The sequence below is a fragment of the Amycolatopsis alba DSM 44262 genome, assembly GCF_000384215.1.
Classification (GTDB): domain Bacteria; phylum Actinomycetota; class Actinomycetes; order Mycobacteriales; family Pseudonocardiaceae; genus Amycolatopsis; species Amycolatopsis alba.
The window spans coordinates 5,114,991-5,132,621 of record NZ_KB913032.1 but is presented as its reverse complement, the minus strand read 5'-3'; the positions used below and the strand labels follow the sequence as shown (position 1 = coordinate 5,132,621).

Annotated in this window: 18 protein-coding genes; 8 read left to right on the top strand and 10 right to left on the bottom strand. The window is 68.0% G+C overall.

The window, feature by feature from the left end:
• Window positions 1-4 precede the first annotated feature (4 nt).
• Entirely contained in the window at window positions 5-985 is a 981-nt protein-coding gene (locus tag AMYAL_RS0124625) for a zinc-dependent alcohol dehydrogenase (RefSeq protein ID WP_020633924.1), read from the bottom strand.
• A gap of 59 nt (window positions 986-1,044) precedes the next feature.
• Between AMYAL_RS0124625 and AMYAL_RS0124620 the strand changes: the two genes are divergently transcribed.
• Window positions 1,045-1,740, top strand: a complete 696-nt coding sequence (locus AMYAL_RS0124620; protein ID WP_020633923.1) for a CDP-alcohol phosphatidyltransferase family protein — start codon at window positions 1,045-1,047, stop codon at window positions 1,738-1,740.
• Here the strand turns inward: AMYAL_RS0124620 and AMYAL_RS0124615 are convergent, their stop codons facing one another.
• From AMYAL_RS0124615 to AMYAL_RS0124600, 4 genes are all read right to left on the bottom strand, one after another.
• Complete coding sequence (locus AMYAL_RS0124615) at window positions 1,741-2,103, bottom strand: tautomerase family protein (protein WP_020633922.1); 363 nt, start codon at window positions 2,101-2,103, stop codon at window positions 1,741-1,743.
• A gap of 1 nt (window position 2,104) precedes the next feature.
• Entirely contained in the window at window positions 2,105-2,668 is a 564-nt protein-coding gene (locus AMYAL_RS0124610; RefSeq protein ID WP_209447247.1) for a TetR/AcrR family transcriptional regulator, read from the bottom strand.
• Between the two features lie 689 nt (window positions 2,669-3,357).
• A complete protein-coding gene (locus AMYAL_RS0124605) occupies window positions 3,358-3,939 on the bottom strand; it encodes an Rv1733c family protein (protein ID WP_020633920.1) in 582 nt (193 codons plus the stop codon).
• A 127-nt stretch (window positions 3,940-4,066) separates the two neighbouring features.
• Window positions 4,067-6,643, bottom strand: a complete 2,577-nt coding sequence (locus AMYAL_RS0124600) for a sensor domain-containing protein (RefSeq protein WP_020633919.1) — start codon at window positions 6,641-6,643, stop codon at window positions 4,067-4,069.
• A gap of 134 nt (window positions 6,644-6,777) precedes the next feature.
• On the opposite strand from AMYAL_RS0124600, the gene AMYAL_RS0124595 reads away from it, so the two are divergent.
• The 3 genes from AMYAL_RS0124595 (at window position 6,778) to AMYAL_RS0124585 (ending at window position 9,364) form a co-directional block, all read left to right on the top strand.
• Window positions 6,778-7,929 carry a beta-ketoacyl synthase N-terminal-like domain-containing protein gene (locus tag AMYAL_RS0124595; protein WP_020633918.1) on the top strand — a complete coding sequence of 384 codons (1,152 nt, stop codon included), beginning with the start codon at window positions 6,778-6,780 and terminating at the stop codon, window positions 7,927-7,929.
• 109 nt (window positions 7,930-8,038) lie between these two features.
• Window positions 8,039-8,704 (top strand): DUF998 domain-containing protein, encoded by a 666-nt coding sequence (locus AMYAL_RS0124590; protein WP_020633917.1) that lies wholly within the window; start codon window positions 8,039-8,041, stop codon window positions 8,702-8,704.
• Window positions 8,705-8,770: 66 nt separating this feature from the next.
• Window positions 8,771-9,364 carry an AAA family ATPase gene (locus tag AMYAL_RS0124585; protein ID WP_020633916.1) on the top strand — a complete coding sequence of 198 codons (594 nt, stop codon included), beginning with the start codon at window positions 8,771-8,773 and terminating at the stop codon, window positions 9,362-9,364.
• Here AMYAL_RS0124585 and AMYAL_RS0124580 read toward each other — a convergent pair.
• From AMYAL_RS0124580 to AMYAL_RS49320, 4 genes are all read right to left on the bottom strand, one after another.
• A complete protein-coding gene (locus AMYAL_RS0124580; RefSeq protein ID WP_020633915.1) occupies window positions 9,361-10,302 on the bottom strand; it encodes a DNA polymerase domain-containing protein in 942 nt (313 codons plus the stop codon). The two genes, AMYAL_RS0124585 and AMYAL_RS0124580, sit on opposite strands and share 4 nt — an antisense overlap.
• A 76-nt stretch (window positions 10,303-10,378) precedes the next feature.
• A complete protein-coding gene (locus AMYAL_RS0124575; protein WP_026467408.1) occupies window positions 10,379-10,894 on the bottom strand; it encodes a lytic polysaccharide monooxygenase auxiliary activity family 9 protein in 516 nt (171 codons plus the stop codon).
• Between the two features lie 212 nt (window positions 10,895-11,106).
• Window positions 11,107-13,596 carry a CHAT domain-containing protein gene (locus tag AMYAL_RS0124570; protein WP_020633913.1) on the bottom strand — a complete coding sequence of 830 codons (2,490 nt, stop codon included), beginning with the start codon at window positions 13,594-13,596 and terminating at the stop codon, window positions 11,107-11,109.
• Window positions 13,597-13,801: 205 nt separating this feature from the next.
• Complete coding sequence (locus AMYAL_RS49320) at window positions 13,802-13,975, bottom strand: hypothetical protein (protein ID WP_020633912.1); 174 nt, start codon at window positions 13,973-13,975, stop codon at window positions 13,802-13,804.
• A gap of 380 nt (window positions 13,976-14,355) precedes the next feature.
• Between AMYAL_RS49320 and AMYAL_RS46065 the strand changes: the two genes are divergently transcribed.
• Together AMYAL_RS46065 and AMYAL_RS0124555 are read left to right on the top strand one after the other, a co-directional pair.
• Window positions 14,356-14,940 carry a hypothetical protein gene (locus AMYAL_RS46065; protein ID WP_020633911.1) on the top strand — a complete coding sequence of 195 codons (585 nt, stop codon included), beginning with the start codon at window positions 14,356-14,358 and terminating at the stop codon, window positions 14,938-14,940.
• Window positions 14,930-15,253, top strand: coding sequence for a hypothetical protein (locus AMYAL_RS0124555; RefSeq protein WP_020633910.1), 324 nt, complete (start codon window positions 14,930-14,932; stop codon window positions 15,251-15,253). The genes AMYAL_RS46065 and AMYAL_RS0124555 overlap by 11 nt, the downstream gene beginning before the upstream one ends.
• A gap of 6 nt (window positions 15,254-15,259) precedes the next feature.
• Here the strand turns inward: AMYAL_RS0124555 and AMYAL_RS0124550 are convergent, their stop codons facing one another.
• Window positions 15,260-15,718 carry a hypothetical protein gene (locus AMYAL_RS0124550; RefSeq protein ID WP_020633909.1) on the bottom strand — a complete coding sequence of 153 codons (459 nt, stop codon included), beginning with the start codon at window positions 15,716-15,718 and terminating at the stop codon, window positions 15,260-15,262.
• A 155-nt stretch (window positions 15,719-15,873) separates the two neighbouring features.
• Between AMYAL_RS0124550 and AMYAL_RS0124545 the strand changes: the two genes are divergently transcribed.
• Together AMYAL_RS0124545 and AMYAL_RS0124540 are read left to right on the top strand one after the other, a co-directional pair.
• Window positions 15,874-16,770 (top strand): ABC transporter ATP-binding protein, encoded by an 897-nt coding sequence (locus AMYAL_RS0124545; protein WP_020633908.1) that lies wholly within the window; start codon window positions 15,874-15,876, stop codon window positions 16,768-16,770.
• On the top strand, window positions 16,760-17,584 hold the full coding sequence (locus AMYAL_RS0124540; RefSeq protein ID WP_020633907.1) for an ABC transporter permease: 825 nt from the start codon (window positions 16,760-16,762) through the stop codon (window positions 17,582-17,584). Before AMYAL_RS0124545 ends, AMYAL_RS0124540 begins: the two co-directional genes overlap by 11 nt.
• The last annotated feature ends 47 nt before the right edge of the window (window positions 17,585-17,631 follow it).

Sequence of the window (17,631 nt, the reverse complement as noted above, 5' to 3'; positions counted from 1 at the left end):
TGCCCTAACGCGTGTCCTCCCTCTGATAGGTGACACGGAGGCAGAGCGTTCCCGGTTCATTCGCGGCCAGACGCGGCAGGACGTCCGGTAGTTCATGGAACCTGCATTCCCCGCTGACCAGCACACTAAAGACGGGGTCCGACAAAATTTGCAAAGAGAGAAGCAAGCGGTCGCGGTGGCTTCGGTTCGCGCGGCGCGCGGGCGAGACCATCCCGACCTGGCTGCTGCGGATCGCCAGCCGCCGTGAGTGAAAGTTCTCGCCGAGCGGGACGCTGATCCGGCGGCCGCCGTACCAGCTCAGCTCGATGACCTCGCCCTCCGGCGCGAGGAGTTCCAGCGAACGCGCGAGGCCGGCTTCGCTCGCGCTGGCGTGCACGACGAGGTCGCAGTCGCCCAGCGCGTCCTCCGGTGTCGAGAAGTCGACACCGAGCGCTTCGGCGACCTTCGCGCGTTCCGGGTCGACGTCGATCAGCTGCACCCTGGTCGCCGGGAACCCGGACAGGAGCTTCGCGACGCTGCTGCCGACCATCCCGGCGCCGACCACGGCGATCCGGTCGCCGAGTTTCGGCGCCGCGTCCCAGACCGCGTTGACCGCGGTCTCGATCGTCCCCGCGAGGATCGCGCGCTCAGGCGGCACCCCGATCGGCACCGGCGTGACGGCCGACGCCGGGACGACATAGCGCGTCTGATGCGGATAGAGACAGAAGACGACCTGCCCGACCAGCTGCTCCGGGCCTTGTTCGACCACGCCGACGTTGAGGTAGCCGTACTTCACGGGGCCGGGGAAGTCGCCCTCCTGGAACGGCGCGCGCATGGCCGCTCGTTGACTGACTGGGACCTCACCGCGGAAGACGAGCGTCTCGGTGCCCCGGCTCACGCCGCTGCACAGGGTGCGGACCAGCACCTCGCCTTCACCGACCGGAGGGAGCGTGACAGGCCTGATCTCGCCGTCACCGGAACCACTGAACCAGAAGGCGCGTTCCATCGTGTCCTCTCATGTCGGCCCTTCAGACGGGGTCGTCGTCACCATAACGAGGAGGCCTCGTGATCAACCCCGGAGTTTTCCTGGGGGTCCTCGTCCAGCTGGCGCTGCTGGGGACGCTGGACGCCGTCGCCGGGCTGGGCCCGCTGGGCTGGCTCGCCGGAGCCGCCTACGGCATCGCCGTCGGCGGATTCCTGACCTACGGCCTGCACCGGAGCACCGCGCGCTCCCTCGGCCCGGCCGACGCCGTCACGCTCGGCCGCTCCGGACTGGTCGGCTGCGTGACCGCGCTCGTCGTCGACACCGCGGGCCGGGAGATCGTCACGATGGTCGTCATCGCGTCGGTCGCGCTCGCCCTGGACGCCGTCGACGGCCAGGTCGCGCGCCGCACCGGGACCGCGTCACCGCTCGGCGCGCGCTTCGACATGGAGGTCGACGCGTATCTGATCCTGGTCCTGAGCGTGGTCGTCGCGCAGTCGCTGGGCCCGTGGGTGCTCACGATCGGCGCGATGCGCTACGTGTTCGTCGCCGCGAGCCGGCTGTGGCCGTGGCTGAACGCCCCGCTGCCGCCGAGCATGGCGCGCAAGACGGTCGCGGCCGTGCAGGGCATCGTGCTGGTCGCGGTGGCTTCGACGGTGCTGCCGCTGTGGGCCGGTTTCGTGGTCACGCTGGGCGCACTCGGGTTGCTGACCTGGTCCTTCGGCCGCGACACGTGGTGGCTGGTGGAGCGGCACTCCTTCGCCGCCGTTCCCGCCTGATCAGGCGTACTGCGCTTCGCCGTTCCCGATCGACCAGTCGACCGGACCGTTCTCGGTGATCGTGACGAGCACGTTCCGCGGCTCGGTCCCCGCGTACTCCTCGGCCAATTCCGCGATCCGCCGGTACAGCGACTTCTTTTGCACGTCGGTGCGCCCGTGCCGCATGGTGATCGCGACGAACACGATCCCCTCGTCCCGGTGGATCCCCAGGTAGTCGTCGTATTTCAGGGTGGCCTGGCCGTTGAGGACCTGGAAGCGGTCGTCGGCCGGGATACCGAGCGTTTCGACCATCGCGTCGTGGACGGCGTTACCGAGGGCTTCGAGCTTGTCGGTCCCGGCGGCGTCGATGCGGACGAAAGGCATGTCAGTTCTCCTTGGTGGCGAGCAGGCCGAGGGCGCCGTCGACGGCTTTCGCGAAGACGTCCGGGGAACCGGCGGCGCGGGCGAGGACGTAACCGCCTTGCAGCACCGCGACCAGCGCGGTCGCCGTGGCGTGCGGATCGAGCGAGGCGTCGAGTTCGCCTGCCACGCGGCCCTCGTCGAGCAGTTCGGCGAGACGGCCGGTGAGCCAGCCGAAGTACTCCTCGACCGGCTTTCGCAGGTCCGCGTCGGCCATCACGTCGGGATCCTGGGCGAGCTTGCCGACCGGGCAGCCCTTGAGGACGTCGCGCTCACGGCACAGGTAGGCGGTGACCCGCTCGACGACCGTGCCGGGCCCGGCGAACTCGGCCTCCGCCCTGGCGCGCAGGTCTTCGGCGCTGCGGTCGATCGCGGCGAGCGCGAGTTCGGACTTGCCCTGGAAGTGGTGGTACATGCTGCCCTGACCGGCGCCGGAGCGCTCCTGGATCGCCTTCGGGCTGGTGCCGACGTACCCGCGCTCCCACAGGAGCTCGCGAGTGCTCTCGATGAGCTGCTCCCTCTTGTCCACAGCCAGACCGTACATACTAGTAGGTACAGGGACAAGCCGGAGCGGCGGGAGCAAGGGACCTTTGCTATCACTTTCCCTTAAAACCGCAGGTCAGCGCACCGTCGCCGCCGCGACAAGGGCGGTCGTGAGTGGCGATCCGTGTTCCGACGGACCCGTATGTGGAGGATTTGGGACGTTGAACGTCCTGAATCCTCCACACTCGGGGACCTGCTTCGTCTCGGCGCGGGGTGAAGCTTGTGCTGGATGGCGGTGCGGTCGAGCGGGGAAGATTCCGGCCGCTGAACCTTCACCCGTCACGTCGTCTGCCCCAGAACAGGACCGGCGCGAGCCCGCGACGGTGAAGGAATCAGGACGTTCAACGTCCCAATTCCTTCACCGTCGAGCCGACAGGCGCGGAACCGCCACCCTCGTGCAGGTCAGGCGTGGGTAGGCAAATACGGGTCCGCGCTGACCCTGTTTGCCACTCACGACAACGTGTACCGACACCGTCCGGCGACCCGCGGCGTTGCGAAAGCCACTTTCGCAACCTTCAACGTTGCGAAAGTGGCTTTCACAACCTCCTCCCCCCAGCCCGCCCCCGCATCCCTCGGCTAAGCCGCGTGAAGGGGGCCTTCACGCGCGCCTGGCGCGGCAGGTGAGGCGGCTGGGGTTCCTGAGGCGATTCGGTGGTCCACAGAGAACGCGGCAGTTCAAGGCCGCGAGTCTTGGCCGAACCGCTCCCACGCCCGGTCCCAGGCCGCCCGCCGCCTCCGGTTCAGCAGGCGCAGCGCGAGCAGGTATCCCGCCGCCAGCAGCGTCACCCCGGCCAGCCACACCCCCACCCCGACACCGACCCCTGTGCTGGTCGCGTCCAGCGGCATCACCGGCGGATCGACCGCAGCATCGGCCTCGTCGAGCCATACCGTCACCCCGTCACCCGCCGAAGCGCCGAGATCGGCGGTGGCGAGCCCCTGCTGAAACGACCCGTCCGACAACGGCCAGCGAGCCGCCACCCGAGCGGTCCCGGCGGAAGGGGTCCCGTCGAGACCAAGCTGCGCCGGCGGAGCGTCTTCGAGCAGGAGCGCTGTCGTCGGATGACGCGTCGCCGTCTCGAAGGCCGAGCGCGCCATCATGGTCGCGTAGGCCTCCGAACCGGCCGCCGCCGCCAACGGGACACCGAGCAGCGCCGCGACGACGCCGACGACGAGGATCGCCGCCTCGATCCGGTCACTGATCCGGGCGAGCGGATTCCGGCCGGGATGGATCCGGCGCCACAGGAACAGAAGCGACACGACGGGCCTCCTTCACCGGTTCCTCACCGACAAGACTGCGTCGCGAAGAGCCGGAGCAATAGGAGGCTTTGGTCCCGTCAGCGAGGAACGTTCTCACCCGGTACCACGTAAGCGGCGGCCGCCCGGTTCACCGCACGACGTGCGCGTACGCGGGCTTCAGGTCCTCCAGCGGACCCGGCGGCGCCACCAGCGGTCCTTTCGCCCAATCGCAGCCGAGTTCGTGCAGGACCTGCAGTTGCTGCGCGGTCTCGACTCCCTCCGCGACCACCACGAGATCGACGGCGTGCGCCATCGCCATGATCCCGGCGACGATCGGCTCGGCGTCGCTCGACCGCCCGAGGTCGGCCACGAACGACCGGTCGATTTCGATCACGTTCAGATCGAGACGGCACAGCTGGGCAAGGGAGGAGTACCCGGCGCCGAACCGTTCCGCCGTCACCCGGACACCGGTCTTCCGCAGCGCGTCGACGGCGTCGGCCGCGTCCTTCAAGGCCGTCTCGTCGACATCGAGACTCAGATCCTGCGGCACCAGCCCCGCGTCATCAAGAGTTGTCTGAACCACTTGTAGCAACGTGGGATCACCCAGTTGGCGGACCGACAGGCTCACATTCACATTACAGTGCACACCATGATCGGCACGCCATCGCGAGATCTCGCCGGCGGCCTTGGCAAGGACCTCCGCACCGATGACCGTCAAAAGATCGCCGTCGTCGGCGATCTCGGCCAATTCCGTCGGATCGATCGCCCCACGGACGGGGTGATCCCATCGGGACTTCGCCTTCACCGCGACCATTTCACCGGTCCGCAAATCGACGACGGGCTGATAAACGGTCTCGACCAGGCCATCCGCGACGGCGTTCCGCAGATCCTGCTCCAGGGCGAATCGATCCTGCACTCGTTTCCGCATGATCGGCGCATAGAAGGCATAGCGGCCGGGGCCGAATGTTTTTGCCTGGTACATCGCCAAATCGGCGTCTTCCAGCAATTCGTCGGCGCTGCGGGTATCACCGGGTTCGGCGATCACTATTCCGATACTCGTATTTATATGCAGTTCGCGGCCGTGCACCGTGAGCGATCCGGCGAGACATCGCTGAAGGTGATCGGCCAGCGCCCGCACCTCGGCCGCTTCGGTATAACCGGTGGTGATGACCAGGAACTCGTCCCCGCCGAGCCGTCCGACCAGGTCCGACGGACCGGCGGCGGCCCGCAGCCGGTCGCCGATGATGCGCAGCACCTGGTCACCGACGGTATGACCGAGCGAATCGTTGATGATCTTGAACTTGTCGAGGTCGATGAACATCACGGTGGTCGTGCGCGCCGGATCGGCGATCGTGAGGCGCAGCCGGTTCAGCGCGAGGGTGCGGTTCGCGAGCCTGGTCAGCGGGTCGTGGGTGGCCTCGTAGGCCAGCCGCTCGCTGATCGCCCGCCGTTCGGTGATGTCGGCGAAGGACGTCAGCACCGAGGGCACGCTCTGCCCCGGCGCCATCAGCGGGCCGGAGGTCAGCGAAAGCCACCGGTGCTCCCCGTCGCGCCGCCGCACCTGCACGACCCGCCCGGTCTCGACCTTCCCGGACCGCCGCACGCGCGCGGACGGCAGATCCTCGACGGGCACCGGGGCGCCGTGCTCGTCGTGCAGCCGCAGTGTCCGGCTCTCCAGGCCGACCAGGGAACCGGCCGGGACGCCGGAGATCCGGTGCGCCGCGGAGTTCGCCAATTCGATCCGCCCGCTGGGACCGACCACCAGCACTCCTTCGTCGAGCGTTTCGACGACGGTGGCGAATTCGGCCTCGGCCCGGCGCTGCGCCGTCTCGTCGGCGCACAGCAGCACGTAGCCGTCGAACATCTCCGCCGCCGAGACGCGCACCGCCAGCGCCGTGCCGTCGGCGCTGAAATGCGTCGCCTGCACGACACCGCCCGCGGCGACGACCTGCCGCGGGCTCATCGGCGCGCCGACGACCTCGGCCACCGGAACACCGATGACCTGGCCGAGGTCGTGTCCGTAGACGGCCTCGGCCGCCGGATTCCAGCTCGTCACCAGCCCGTCCGGCGAGGTCGCGATGATCGCGTCGCTCGCGTGGCCGACCAGCGCGGCCTGAAACCGCAGACCGGCCTCGGCCGCCTTCTGCATGGTCAGATCGCGCATGATCACCTGGTAGGCCGGTTTGCCCTCCCAGGTGGTGAGTACCGCTTGCGATTCGACGGCGACACCGTAGCCCTGCAGGGTCCGCAGCGTCATTTCCGTCGGGTCGCTGAACGAGCCGGGCGAGTCCAGCGAACCGATCCGCGCCAGCAGCGCGTCTTGCGAGCCGGAATCGACCAGATCCGTGATGTGCATCCCGATGATCTCGGTCGAGACCTTCGCGCCGACGAAGCGCATCGTGGCCGAGTTCACGAACACGACTTTGCCGCGCTGATGGACACAGATCCCGTAAGGGCTCGCTTCGACCATCGTGAGATATTGCGTACCCAATGCGCCGCCGTCGGGATTTTGCTCCAAAAGGCGGTACCCCTTGCCGAGAAAAGCGAGCGCGGGTTCACCGCGGTGATCCCTCTCGGCGGACAACTCGGTCAGCAGGCGGACGAGCGAAGCATGCCGGTCGGGTTCTCCCACCGTGCGGGTCGCGGTGCCGTTCGCTGGCGAGGAATCCTGATCCGAGGGCCGGTGGGTGTCGGGAGTCCCACCGTCGAGATCGTCAGGATCCATCTGATCCAAACCCCCTACTCGACTGATGTAGCTTCCGATTAGATCACTAAATCGACCTAGCCGTCCTCCTCGGACAGCCGATCGGTACGGCAATTCCACCCCGGCGTTGACTGAATGTAGTTGAAGGGAAACACGTGCGGAGCAAAACAGACATCTGCGGCATCGGCGCCGTAACCGCCTACGGCTGGGGGCGCGAATCGCTGTGGGAGGGCCTCGCGGGCGGCGTCCCCTGCGCCCAGTACACCGACGGCTTCGGCGAGACCCCCGAAGAACCGGGCTGGGTCGCGCACATCCCCGAGGGCGGCAGATCGCGGGACGGCAGCCTGCACGCCCGCGCCCTGCTCTCGGCGGCCCGCGAGGCGATCGAGGACGCCGGGCGACGAGGCTGGTCACCCGGACGGCGGGTCGGCGTCATCTCCGGTGGCGTCCGGGAGGATCTGCGGACCTGGGACAGGCTCACCACCCTCGGCGAAGAGCTCATGTACCGGCGCGAGTTCATCGGCATGATGCCCTCGACCCCGATCGCCTCGCTGATGTCGGAGTTCGGCTTCCGCGGCCCGTCGATGGCCACGTCCGCCATGTGCGCGACCGGCAGCGCCGCGATCCTCACCGCGAAGATGTGGCTGGACGCCGGCATGGCCGACGACGTCGTGGTGCTCACCACCGATCTGTCCGCGACCAGGCCGATGGTGCGCAACTTCGTGCACTGCGGGGTGGCGATCACCGACGTGCCGCCGCTCGAGGCGTGCCGTCCTTTCCAAGAAGGCACAAGGGGTTTCACCTTCTCCGAGGCCGCCGTCGCGATGGTGCTGTCGCAGCGGAAGACCGATGCGTACGCGACCGTGCTCGGCGGCGCCATGACCCACGAAGCGCACAACGCGATGGCGCTCGACCCCGATCCGACGACCGCGATCACGGCGGTGACCGAAGGACTGGAGAACGCGAACGCCTCCGCCGCGGACGTCCGCTACGTCAACGCGCACGGAACGGGCACGAAACTCTGCCATCGCACGGAATCCCAGATCCTCGAAGCGGTCTTCCCGAGCAGCACCCGGATCTACTCGATCAAACCGCTGACCGGGCACAGCCAGTCGGGCAGCGCGCTGACCGAGATCGCGGCGACCTGCCTGGCGGCGGAGCGGGACCTGGTCCCGGCGCCGAAGCCTGTGGCCGACGGGCATCCGCAACTGATGGAAGGACCGTCCCGACCGGAAAGCGGGCTCACCGTCAAGACGTCGATCGGGATGGGGGGTTACGTCGCGGCTGTCGTGCTGGACACCGCGTAGCGGACCAATTCGATAACACACGGTCTCAACGTCGTCACGAAGTGTCATTTACCGTGCTCAGATAGTCGATACTCCCGAGTAGCGACAAGCACTGAGCACGGAGGCGACCATGAGCGCGAGAACGGCATCCGACAATCTCGTCCGCAACTACCTGTTCTTGCGGCGCGCCATAGGTTTCCTCGGGATCGGGCTGCCCTTCGTGCTGATCTTCGGGAAGCTGGTCGTCGACGGCGGCGGCCTGCTCAACTCGATCAGCGGGTACTACTACTCCGGAATGCGCGACGTCTGGGTCGGCGTCATGTGCGCCATCGGTGTGTTCCTGTTGTCCTATCGGGGTTACGGCCGGATCGACGACGTCGCCGGGAACATCGCGGCGGTGGCCGCGGTCGGGGTGGCGCTGTTCCCCACCACGCCGTCGAACGGTGACGGCGAGGACGTGTTCATCGGCCGCCTGCACCTCGGTTTCGCCGCGGTCTTCTTCCTCACCTTGGCGTTCTTCTGCATCGTGCTGTTCACCAAGTCCGACAAGGAGATCCCCGGCGCCCGCAAACCCGAGCGGAACCGGCTGTATGTCGCCTCCGGCGTGATCATGCTGGTGTGCCTGGCTTTGATCGTGCTCTGCAGCCTCGTTTTCGACGACCTGACCAAGTCGCTCTACCCGGCGCTCTGGCTGGAATCGGTGGCGATCTTCGCGTTCGGTGTCGCGTGGCTCACCAAGGGCGGGACGCTGCTTCCGGACCGGACGGTGACGTCGGGGACACGCGTGACGGCCTGACCTGTACCGGAGCCGAGCGGATCAAGGTAAAGGAACCTTTATCATTGGCCGGGTCGTTGACGCCCTATGACAGAGCGCATCGCACTCCAGCTCGGCCGGCGCGATCTGCTGGTGGTCGCGGGGATTCCCGGAGCGGGCAAGACCACTTTGCTGGCCGGGGCGGCGACCGGCGCGCTGCCGGTGCTCGACTCCGACCAGGTCCGCGCCCGGCTGCGCGCACGATTGCCCGCCGCGCTGCCGTACCGGTGCTACCGGCCGCTGGTCCACCTGTGGCACCGCGCGCGGGTCATCCGGTTCGCGCTGACCGATGGCGGCCCGCTGATCGTGCACGAGCCGTCGACCCGCGCGACGACCCGCGGGTCGCTGGCCCTGCTCGGTCTGGTGAGCCGCCGCCCGGTCCGGCTGCTGTGGCTCGACGTCACCCCGGAGGACGCGCGCGCGGGCCAGGTCGCGCGCGGACGCGTCATCCGGCGGCATTCGTTCGCCCGCCACGTCAAAAGGGCCGAAAAGGTGCGCCGTGACCTGCGCGCAGGCTGGGTCCCCGCCGGTTGGCGCGGGGCGCGGATGGTGACCCGCGAGGTCACCGGGGCGCTGCGGTTCGTCACCGACGAGGAGCCGGGAAGAGTCCGGCTCCTCCCTGTCGAGCGGCGTGCCGCCTAGCCTTCTTGGGCGCGCAGCTTCGCGCGGCGCTTCCCTTCGTGCATCGCCACCACACGGGCGACGGGGATCGTGTGCCCCTGCTCGACGAGGTCGGCGGGCAGCGTCTGCGGCTCCGGCATCGCCTCGGCCCAAGGGTCCTTGTCCCCCAGCAGATCCGGCGCCGTGTAGACGGTGAAGTCGGCGGGGACCACGTTCCCGAGATCGTCCCAGGACACCGGGAACGACACCGGCAGTCCCGGCCGCAGCCTCGGGCTGTACGCCGCCGCGACCGTGTTGCCGCCCGCCCGCGTCGAATCGAGGTACACCTTTCCTTCGCGGTCTTCCACGATGTACGCGGTCGTGGCGACCGAAGGATCGACCTTCTCCGCACGGGCGGCGAGCGCGCGGGTGGCGGCCGCGACGTCTTCGAAGCCTTGTCCCGGAACGAGCGGGACGAAGATGTGCACTCCCTTGGAACCACTGGTCTTCACCGCTCCGGCGAGGCCGGAGTCCGAAAGTGCCTGCCGCACCAGCGCGGCGGCCTTCACGACGTGCGCGAAGTCGTCACCGGCGGGCGGGTCGAGGTCCAGCACGAGATGGGTCGGGCCCGCGTCGGCCGCCGCGGTCATCAGCGTCGGGTGGTACTCGACGGCACGCTGATTCGCGAACCACAGCAACGTACGACGATCGTCGCAAAGCGCGTACGACACCTGCCGCTTCGACGTCTCCGCCCACATCCCGTACCGCTTCACCCAGTCAGGCGTGTACTTGGGCAGATTCTTCTGCATGAACGGGCCCTGGCCGCGCAGGATCCGGATCACCGAAAGCGGGCGGTTCTCCAGCACCGGGAGGATGCGGCCCGCGACGGCGTCCAGGTAGTCCACGAGGTCGCGTTTGGTCGCGCCCTCGAACAACGGCTGGTCGAGGTTGGTCAGTTTGACCCCGTCGCGCTCACACATGGGGTGAGCCTGACACAAAAGACTCGTGAGTGGTAATGCCTGTCAGAACAGGCATTACCACTCACGAGCGCGGCACCTAGCTGATGTTCGCGTCGATGCAGGCGTAGAACGCGTTCGCCGTGTCGTAGACGTTCCAGCGGGCGAGGATCTTGTGCCGCCCGCTCTGCTGCAGGTTCACGCTGTGCGTGACCGTCGCGCCCGGAGTCGCACCGTTGTCGTTGACGGTCGCGACCTTGGCGCCGTCGACGAAGTACTCCCAGGTGCTGGTGCGGTGGCGAGCCGTCAGCGTCCACCGGAACTGGGTGGTACGGCCGAGGGAGTGCACCTTCCAGCCCTTGCTGTCATTGTTGAGGTCCGCGAAACGGCCGACACCGCCGTTGCAGCTCATCAGCCCCTTGGGGCCCTCGACGCTCTGCGGTTCCCATTTGATGTCACCACAGGAAACGGTGCTCTGAGCGCACTGTGCCTGCCTGCTCGCGGGCGAGGAAACGTAGCCGTGCGCGCTGGCGGTTCCCGCCGGGATCGCGACCAGAACCGCCGGCACCATTGCCGTACCCGCTGCCAGGGTCAAAAGCCGTCGTTTGAAGCTCATGCCTACCCCTTTCCCATCTCAACACCCACCGCTGACTCGAGATTTCCTGGGCCACAGCGAGCGAAAACCAATGAAGGTTGGGACCACATCCGCCGAAGCGCCGAGCTGGCGAATGTGGTCTAGACCATAATTGGTTCAGACGACTCGGTCAAGAGTAACCAACCGGACACTTGGAGTTGTGAAGATCGAACAGGGGCTGTCAAGCCGTACGTTCAGCCCGCACCCAAACAGACGAACGGTCGCCGGAACGGATCAACGGCGATGGTGTCCGCCAGTGCCGTCGCCGGTCCGGCACCTTCGGCGAGTCCTCGGTGGTAGTCGTCCATCGCGGCGGCCGCCGCCTCGTCACCGACTCGGCTCAACGGCGCGATCACCGTCCGCGAACCGCTCGCGAGCAACGCGCTGGCGAAACCGAGGACTTCGTCGCCCGGCCGGATCCGGTTCAGTGCCAGTTCGCACGCCGCGAAGACGACTTGCGACGGCGGCTGCGCGAGCCCGGCCATCTCGTGGGCGAAGAGCGCGCCGTCGGCCAATTCCAGCCGGGAGAACAAGGCGTTCTCGGGCTCGTGCGCGCCGTGCGCGGCGATGTGCGCGAGCTTCGCGCCGTCGAGCGCCCGCAGCACGGAAGTCACTGTCGCGTCGGGGCCGGTCAGCGTATGCGCGGACCGGTAGTGCGTGGCGAGCTTGTCCAGCTCACCCCTGGTCCCCACCAGACCGGGACCGCGGACGAGGACGACCTTCCGCCCGGACGGCACCGCCGAGTTCTCCGCGCCCAGCCACGCCGTCGCCGACGGGGCGACGACGATCGGCCGCGACCGCAGCGCCGGCAGCACACCCCAGGGAACGGCGTACAACGGACCGGTCGGCACCACGACGAGCCCGCGATCCCCGAGCAGCCCTTCCAGCGGACGGATCAGCTGGCTGTCGAGCCGTTCGGCCTGCTTCCGCGCCGAAGCGAGCACCGACCGGACCAGCAGTGGCTGCAGCTGATCCGGCGCGAGGGCGTCGAGGTCGACGTTCAGCATCCGCGCGGACTCCGCCGCCCGCTCCGCCGAGCCGAGCCGCACCAGTTCGCACCGCCCACCGGCGACCACCACCGCCACCAGGTCGTCCCCGGAGGACGCGAAACTCACCAGCGCGCGTTCGCCGAGCTCCTCGGCGACTTCGGCGAGCCGCGCGATCGGCCGCGGTTTGCCCCAGCGCCCGGTGTGCCACCCGAGCCGATGCGCCTCGCGCAACCGCTCGGCGTACTTCGCGCGCAAGGCCGTCGTCGGATGCCCGTCGTGCTGCGCCTGGTGGATCGCCTGGTCGAGACCCCGGACCTCACCGACCCGCTCGGCCAGCTCCGGGTCTGTCGCCGCGAGCGGTTCGTACCGGTAGCTCTGCGCGCGAGTCCGTTCCGTCCAGCCGAACAACCGGGCCGCGTCGGCGCGCTCGAGCACGATCTTGACCGCCAGATCCGCCAGCTCCCGGCCGTGCAGCGCCGTCCCGGACACCAGTTCGAGGCCGCCCATCCGGTCGCGGACCCGGTCGAGTTCGGTGAGCCCGGCCCGGATCTCCGCCAGGGCCTTGGTCTTGTTCCCCTCGGCCACCGCGAGTTCCGCGCGACAGAGCCTTCGCAGCATGCGGTAATCGACGGAAGTCAGCCGCCCCGGCTGCGGAATCCGGTCGAGCAACTCGGCGGCACGCTTGCGTTTTCCCTTCCGCAGCTCGACCCGGACGGCCAGCATGCGCGCCAGCGCGGCCTGATCGGCGAGCCGCGGCATCGGCATCGCGTTCGCCGCGCGCAGCGCACGGGCCGTCAGGGTGACCGGGATTTCGTTGGTGCGCAACGCGTCCCGCACATCGGCGCGAAGACCGACGATGGTCGCGTTGGCGACGCACGTCTGGCATCCCCAGCGGAGCATCCTTCGCCGCGCCGAGGCGGCGTAACCGCGGGCGAGTTCGAGATCGTCGCTCATCAGCGCCGCCGACGCGCGATACAGCTCCACATCGGCGAGATCACGGCTGATACTGCGCTGAGCGAGCATCGCCGGCAGTACCTCGTCGAGGTGCCCTCCTGCTTCCTCCGCGAGCCCGGCCGTCAGCAACGCCTGAGCCTGGGCGAGCCGGAGGAGCGGGGGGACCTTCATGTCGAGCGCGCGGTAAATGCGTTCGCCCTTGTCGAAGATGCGCAGCGCCGTGGGCACGTTCCCGACTCGAAGCTCCAGCGAACCCAGTGGCCTCATCACGTCGGCGGCCTGCGCCTGGAGCTCGTATCGCTCAGCCAGGTCGATGGACCGCGTCAAGTCGTCGCGTGCCTTGCGGATGTCGCCCAATCGAGTATTGGCCAAACCGCGTGTTGCCAGCGTGCCCAGGTAGGGCCCCAAGAGCGAAGCCGGATCCTCGGCCGAAGCCAGGGCCACATTCTTCTGCCCGATGGATGAATCGAAGTAAGTCAGGCTCTCTTGATTCCGGCCCGCGGCCATGAGCAAGAGAGCGTAATTGTGGTCCAGCTGCCCTCCGAGTTCGGCACGCAGAAGCGCGTCCGACACGGAATCAAGCAGGAGCCGGACCTCGTCGAGACCGGCCATTCCTGCCGCGACCTCGCCCGCCGTCTCGGACGAAAGAGCCGCGATGGTGCAGGTCAGTCGGATTCTGGTCGCCAGCCAGTCATCGTGATGTTCCGCCGCGACCGGTTGGATCGAGTCGAGCAGAGCCATACCTCTGCGGAGAAGCCGAATGCCCTCGCGCTGGCGGGCCGAACACGCCGCGTCGACGCCGGCCCGATGCAGCCCTCGGGCCTCACGGATGACCTCGGGATGCTTCAACTCAATCACAACCACTGAACTATGACAACACACGCAGTAGCCGGAAGAAGCCCGGCCGCCGAACAGTTCTGCGGCCGGACCTCCTTCGAATCCCGGATCAGGGAGTCGGCGGCGGGCTCTGTACACAGCCGCCCGAACATTCCAGCAGCTTGTCACGGTAGTGATCACAGTCCGGGCTGTGCTGGTGTTCTCCCTGGTCGGGCTTGGGCTGAGCCGGGTCGACCGGCTCCTCCTCACCGATGGGGTCCTTGACGTCCGTAGGCGTCGACATTCGACGATCTCCTCCCCTGCTGATCTTTCTTTGTCGTACCAGGCAGCCCAAGAAACGCCGGGCCCCCTCTGTTCACAGGCCCTCTTCCTGCGAACGGGGCAATAGTGCCACAACGGAGCAGTGATCGGGAGTTTTTACCTACACTGAGTCATCGGCGGCACCCAAAAGAGGGACGCCTGGTTAGCGAGCCTCACGACCTGTGCCGAATGGCCGACAAGCGCTTGCACCTCTCTTCCGGACAGCGGCGAACGCGACCAGTTCACTGCGCCATCCGGCCTAAGATCCAGAACTTCTTGTGACACAAGGGTTTCCGCGCACAAAGGCCGGGGAACTCACGGCCCGTCGGGGGATGACCGGCAAGAAATCCGGAGGAGATAACGATGTCCACGTGGTTGGTCATCATCATCGTCGTCGCCGCGGTCCTGGTAGTGGGCGCGGCCGCTTGGTTCGTCATCGCGGGACAGCGCAGGCGGCGGTTGCGGGAGACGTTCGGGCCCGAATACGACCGGGCCGTCAAGGAACACGAAAGCCCGAGGGAAGCCGAACGTGAGCTTTCGTCACGGGTGAAACGCCATTCGGATCTCGACATCCGGCCGCTGCCCGCGACCACCAAGGACCGCTACGCCCAGGAATGGGCGCTGATCCAGGAGCAGTTCGTCGACCGCCCGGCAGGCGCCGTCGTCGAGGCGGACCGGATGCTGGTCTCCTTGATGGCCGAGCGCGGATACCCCACCGAAGGGTACGACCAGCAGCTCGCGGATCTGTCCGTCCGGCACGCGAACGCGTTGCGGCATTACCGCGCCGGACACGAAACACTGGAAATCCACAAGGAATCCGAAATGTCCACGGAGGACATGCGCGAGGCTATGAAGCACTACCGCGCGGTGTTCGAAGATCTGTTGACCGAAGGAGTGAAGAACGATGGAAAGCAGGCCTCTGGAAACCGAGGACTTGGTGATCGCTGAACCCGTCACGGACGAGCCCGCTCCGGAAGAGTCCTCCGAGGACGGTGAGCACACCCTGTTCGGCGGCGGCGACGTCGAACGGTTCCGCGACAGCTGGCAGGGCGTCCAGGCGGCCTTTGTGGACGATCCGCGGCGAGCGGTCAAGGAGGCCGACGAACTCGTCGCCGCCGTGATCCAGAATCTGGCGTCGACCTTCGCGGACCACAAGAAGGAACTGGAATCCGCCTGGAGCCAAGGCGAACCGGCCACCGAAGACCTCCGGATCGCGCTGCGCCGCTACCGGTCGTTCTTCAACCAGCTGCTGAGGGCGTAGCCGTCTTCAAGCACCGGTGGTCGAACCGGGCCGCACGATCATCAAGACCGTCACCACGGCCCAGAGCAGGTTGAACATCCCGGTGTACATCGCGACGCGGCCCGCCGTGACCGGTTCCGTCGGCGGCTCGGCGTCGAGCGCCGCGAGGATGGCGTTCTGCCCCGGCAGCACCACCAGCGCCAGCACGCCGGCGGCCGCGGCGGTGAGCGCGATCGACACGATCACCCACCCGTCGCCGAACACCCGCATGCTCCCCGCCGTCGCCAGCCCGAAGAACGGCACCGCCAGCCCGAAAATCGCGTAGACGCGGCAAATCCGGTTCACCATGCGAAGCACGGACAGACCGGAACCCGGTTCGGCGAACGCCTTACGGGCGGCGGCGGGGAACATGCCGGCCGCGACGGTGACCGGGCCGATCGCGATGACGGCGGCGAGGACGTGGAGGATCAGGAGAACTTTCGACACGCCGCCGAGCCTATGATCACCACCCCGACGTCCGACACAGGTGTTTTCGACGGATGTCACAGGATTCCGGCCAGGCGCTACGTCCGGCGACGTACGCCGAGTGCCGCCTGGGAACGGATGTGGCGAGGGCCTCTCGCGAGACACCATTCGTCACCATGAACCTTCCTGTGGACACAGACGAACTCACGAAACGGTATGGCGAGCACCTCGCCGTCGACCGGATGAAACTGACCGTTCTGCCCGGCGAGGTCTACGGCTTCCTCGGCCCGAACGGCGCGGGCAAGACGACGACGCTGCGGATGCTGCTGGGCCTGGTCCGGCCGACTTCCGGCAGCGTGCGGCTGTTCGGCGGGCCACCCGGCGACCTCGACGGGGTCGGCGCGCTGATCGAATCTCCGGGGTTCTACCCGTACCTGTCCGGCGCGGACAATCTCAAGGTGCTGGCCCGCTACAGCGGAACGGATCCGCTCCGGGTCGGCGAGGTGCTCGCGATGGTCGACCTCGCCGATCGCGGCAAGGACCGGTACTCGACCTACTCCCTCGGCATGAAGCAGCGGCTGGGGGTCGCCGCGGCGCTGCTGAAGGATCCGCGGCTGCTGATCCTCGACGAGCCGACCAACGGGCTCGACCCGGCGGGGATGGCCGACATGCGCGTACTGATCCGGCGGCTCGGCGCGGAAGGCTGCACCGTGCTGCTGTCGAGCCATCTGCTGGGCGAAGTCCAGCAGATCTGCGACCGGGTCGGCGTCGTCTCCCGCGGCAGGCTGGTCGCGGAGAACACGGTGGCCGAACTCCGCGGCGGCACGGTGCTGCATGTCGAGACCGACGAGAACCTGCGGGCAGCCGATCTGGTGCGGCGCTGGATCGGCGCCGAGAACGTGCGAGTGGGCGGAACCGGGCTCGATCTGACCGTCGACCCGGAACGCGCGTCGTGGCTGAACCGCGAACTGGTCACGGAAGGGATCGCGGTGCGCGAACTGCACGTCCGAGAACGGGATCTGGAGCAGGTCTTCTTCGAGCTCACCGGAGAGGTGGCAAGTCATGTGGGGTAGCTGCACCGCCGAGCTGGCGAAACTCGTCCGGCGCCCGGCGAACTGGTTCATGCTGGGGATCGCGGTCGTGCTCGGCCTGACCTTCACCTATCTGCTGCCGCTCGCGGGCGCCGCGGGGTCGTCGAGCGGGGCGCCCGGCACGGATCGCGGGCTGGCCTCGACCATGCCGTCGAACCTGGTCGGCAACTCGATCGGCGGGCTGCCGGTGTTCCTCGGCGCGATCATGCTCGTGATCGGGGTGCTGGCCGTCGGCACCGAATACGGCTGGGGCACGTGGAAGACCGTGCTGACACAGGGTCCCTCGCGACTGACCGTCTACAGTGGAAAGTTGTTCGCGCTCGCCGTCGCGACCCTGACCGTCGTGCTGACGAGCTTCGCGACCGGCGCCGTCACGAGCGCGATCATCGCCTCCTCGGAGGGCGAGCCGATGAACTGGCCGTCGTCCGGCTCGCTGCTGACGGGAATCGGCGCGGGCTGGCTGATCGCGATGACCTGGGCGTCGTTCGGCGCGGTGCTCGCCGTCGCGATGCGCGGGGTGGCGCTGCCGATCGGGCTCGGCCTGGTGTGGCTGCTGGTCGTCCAGAACCTGCTGTTCGGGGTCGCGGCCCCGCTGCTGGACTGGGTCGACACCCTGCAGCGGGCGCTGCCGGGGGCCAACGCCGGTTCGCTGGCCGCGTCACTCGGCGCCTCCGGTGGGACGCCGGGGATCGGGGAACTCGTCGGCGTCTCCCAGGCGACGCTGGTGGTGGCCGGGTACCTGGTGGTCTTCGCCGTTCTCGGTGGCTGGCTGCTCCGGCGCCGGGATGTCCTCTGAAAGTCCGTGAAGGCCTCCTTCCCTACCTTGAGAGTAGGGAAGGAGGC

Bases quoted from the DNA above. Each gene is read 5' to 3' on its own strand.
- AMYAL_RS0124600 (WP_020633919.1), bottom strand. From the start codon at position 6,643: ATGGATCCTGACGATCTCGACGGTGGGACTCCCGACACCCACCGGCCC.
- AMYAL_RS0124545 (WP_020633908.1), top strand. From the start codon at position 15,874: ATGAACCTTCCTGTGGACACAGACGAACTCACGAAACGGTATGGCGAG.
- AMYAL_RS46065 (WP_020633911.1), top strand. From the start codon at position 14,356: ATGTCCACGTGGTTGGTCATCATCATCGTCGTCGCCGCGGTCCTGGTA.
- AMYAL_RS0124575 (WP_026467408.1), bottom strand. From the start codon at position 10,894: ATGAGCTTCAAACGACGGCTTTTGACCCTGGCAGCGGGTACGGCAATG.
- AMYAL_RS0124615 (WP_020633922.1), bottom strand. From the start codon at position 2,103: ATGCCTTTCGTCCGCATCGACGCCGCCGGGACCGACAAGCTCGAAGCC.
- AMYAL_RS0124580 (WP_020633915.1), bottom strand. From the start codon at position 10,302: ATGTGTGAGCGCGACGGGGTCAAACTGACCAACCTCGACCAGCCGTTG.
- AMYAL_RS49320 (WP_020633912.1), bottom strand. From the start codon at position 13,975: ATGTCGACGCCTACGGACGTCAAGGACCCCATCGGTGAGGAGGAGCCG.
- AMYAL_RS0124625 (WP_020633924.1), bottom strand. From the start codon at position 985: ATGGAACGCGCCTTCTGGTTCAGTGGTTCCGGTGACGGCGAGATCAGG.
- AMYAL_RS0124540 (WP_020633907.1), top strand. From the start codon at position 16,760: ATGTGGGGTAGCTGCACCGCCGAGCTGGCGAAACTCGTCCGGCGCCCG.
- AMYAL_RS0124590 (WP_020633917.1), top strand. From the start codon at position 8,039: ATGAGCGCGAGAACGGCATCCGACAATCTCGTCCGCAACTACCTGTTC.
- AMYAL_RS0124570 (WP_020633913.1), bottom strand. From the start codon at position 13,596: ATGGCTCTGCTCGACTCGATCCAACCGGTCGCGGCGGAACATCACGAT.
- AMYAL_RS0124585 (WP_020633916.1), top strand. From the start codon at position 8,771: ATGACAGAGCGCATCGCACTCCAGCTCGGCCGGCGCGATCTGCTGGTG.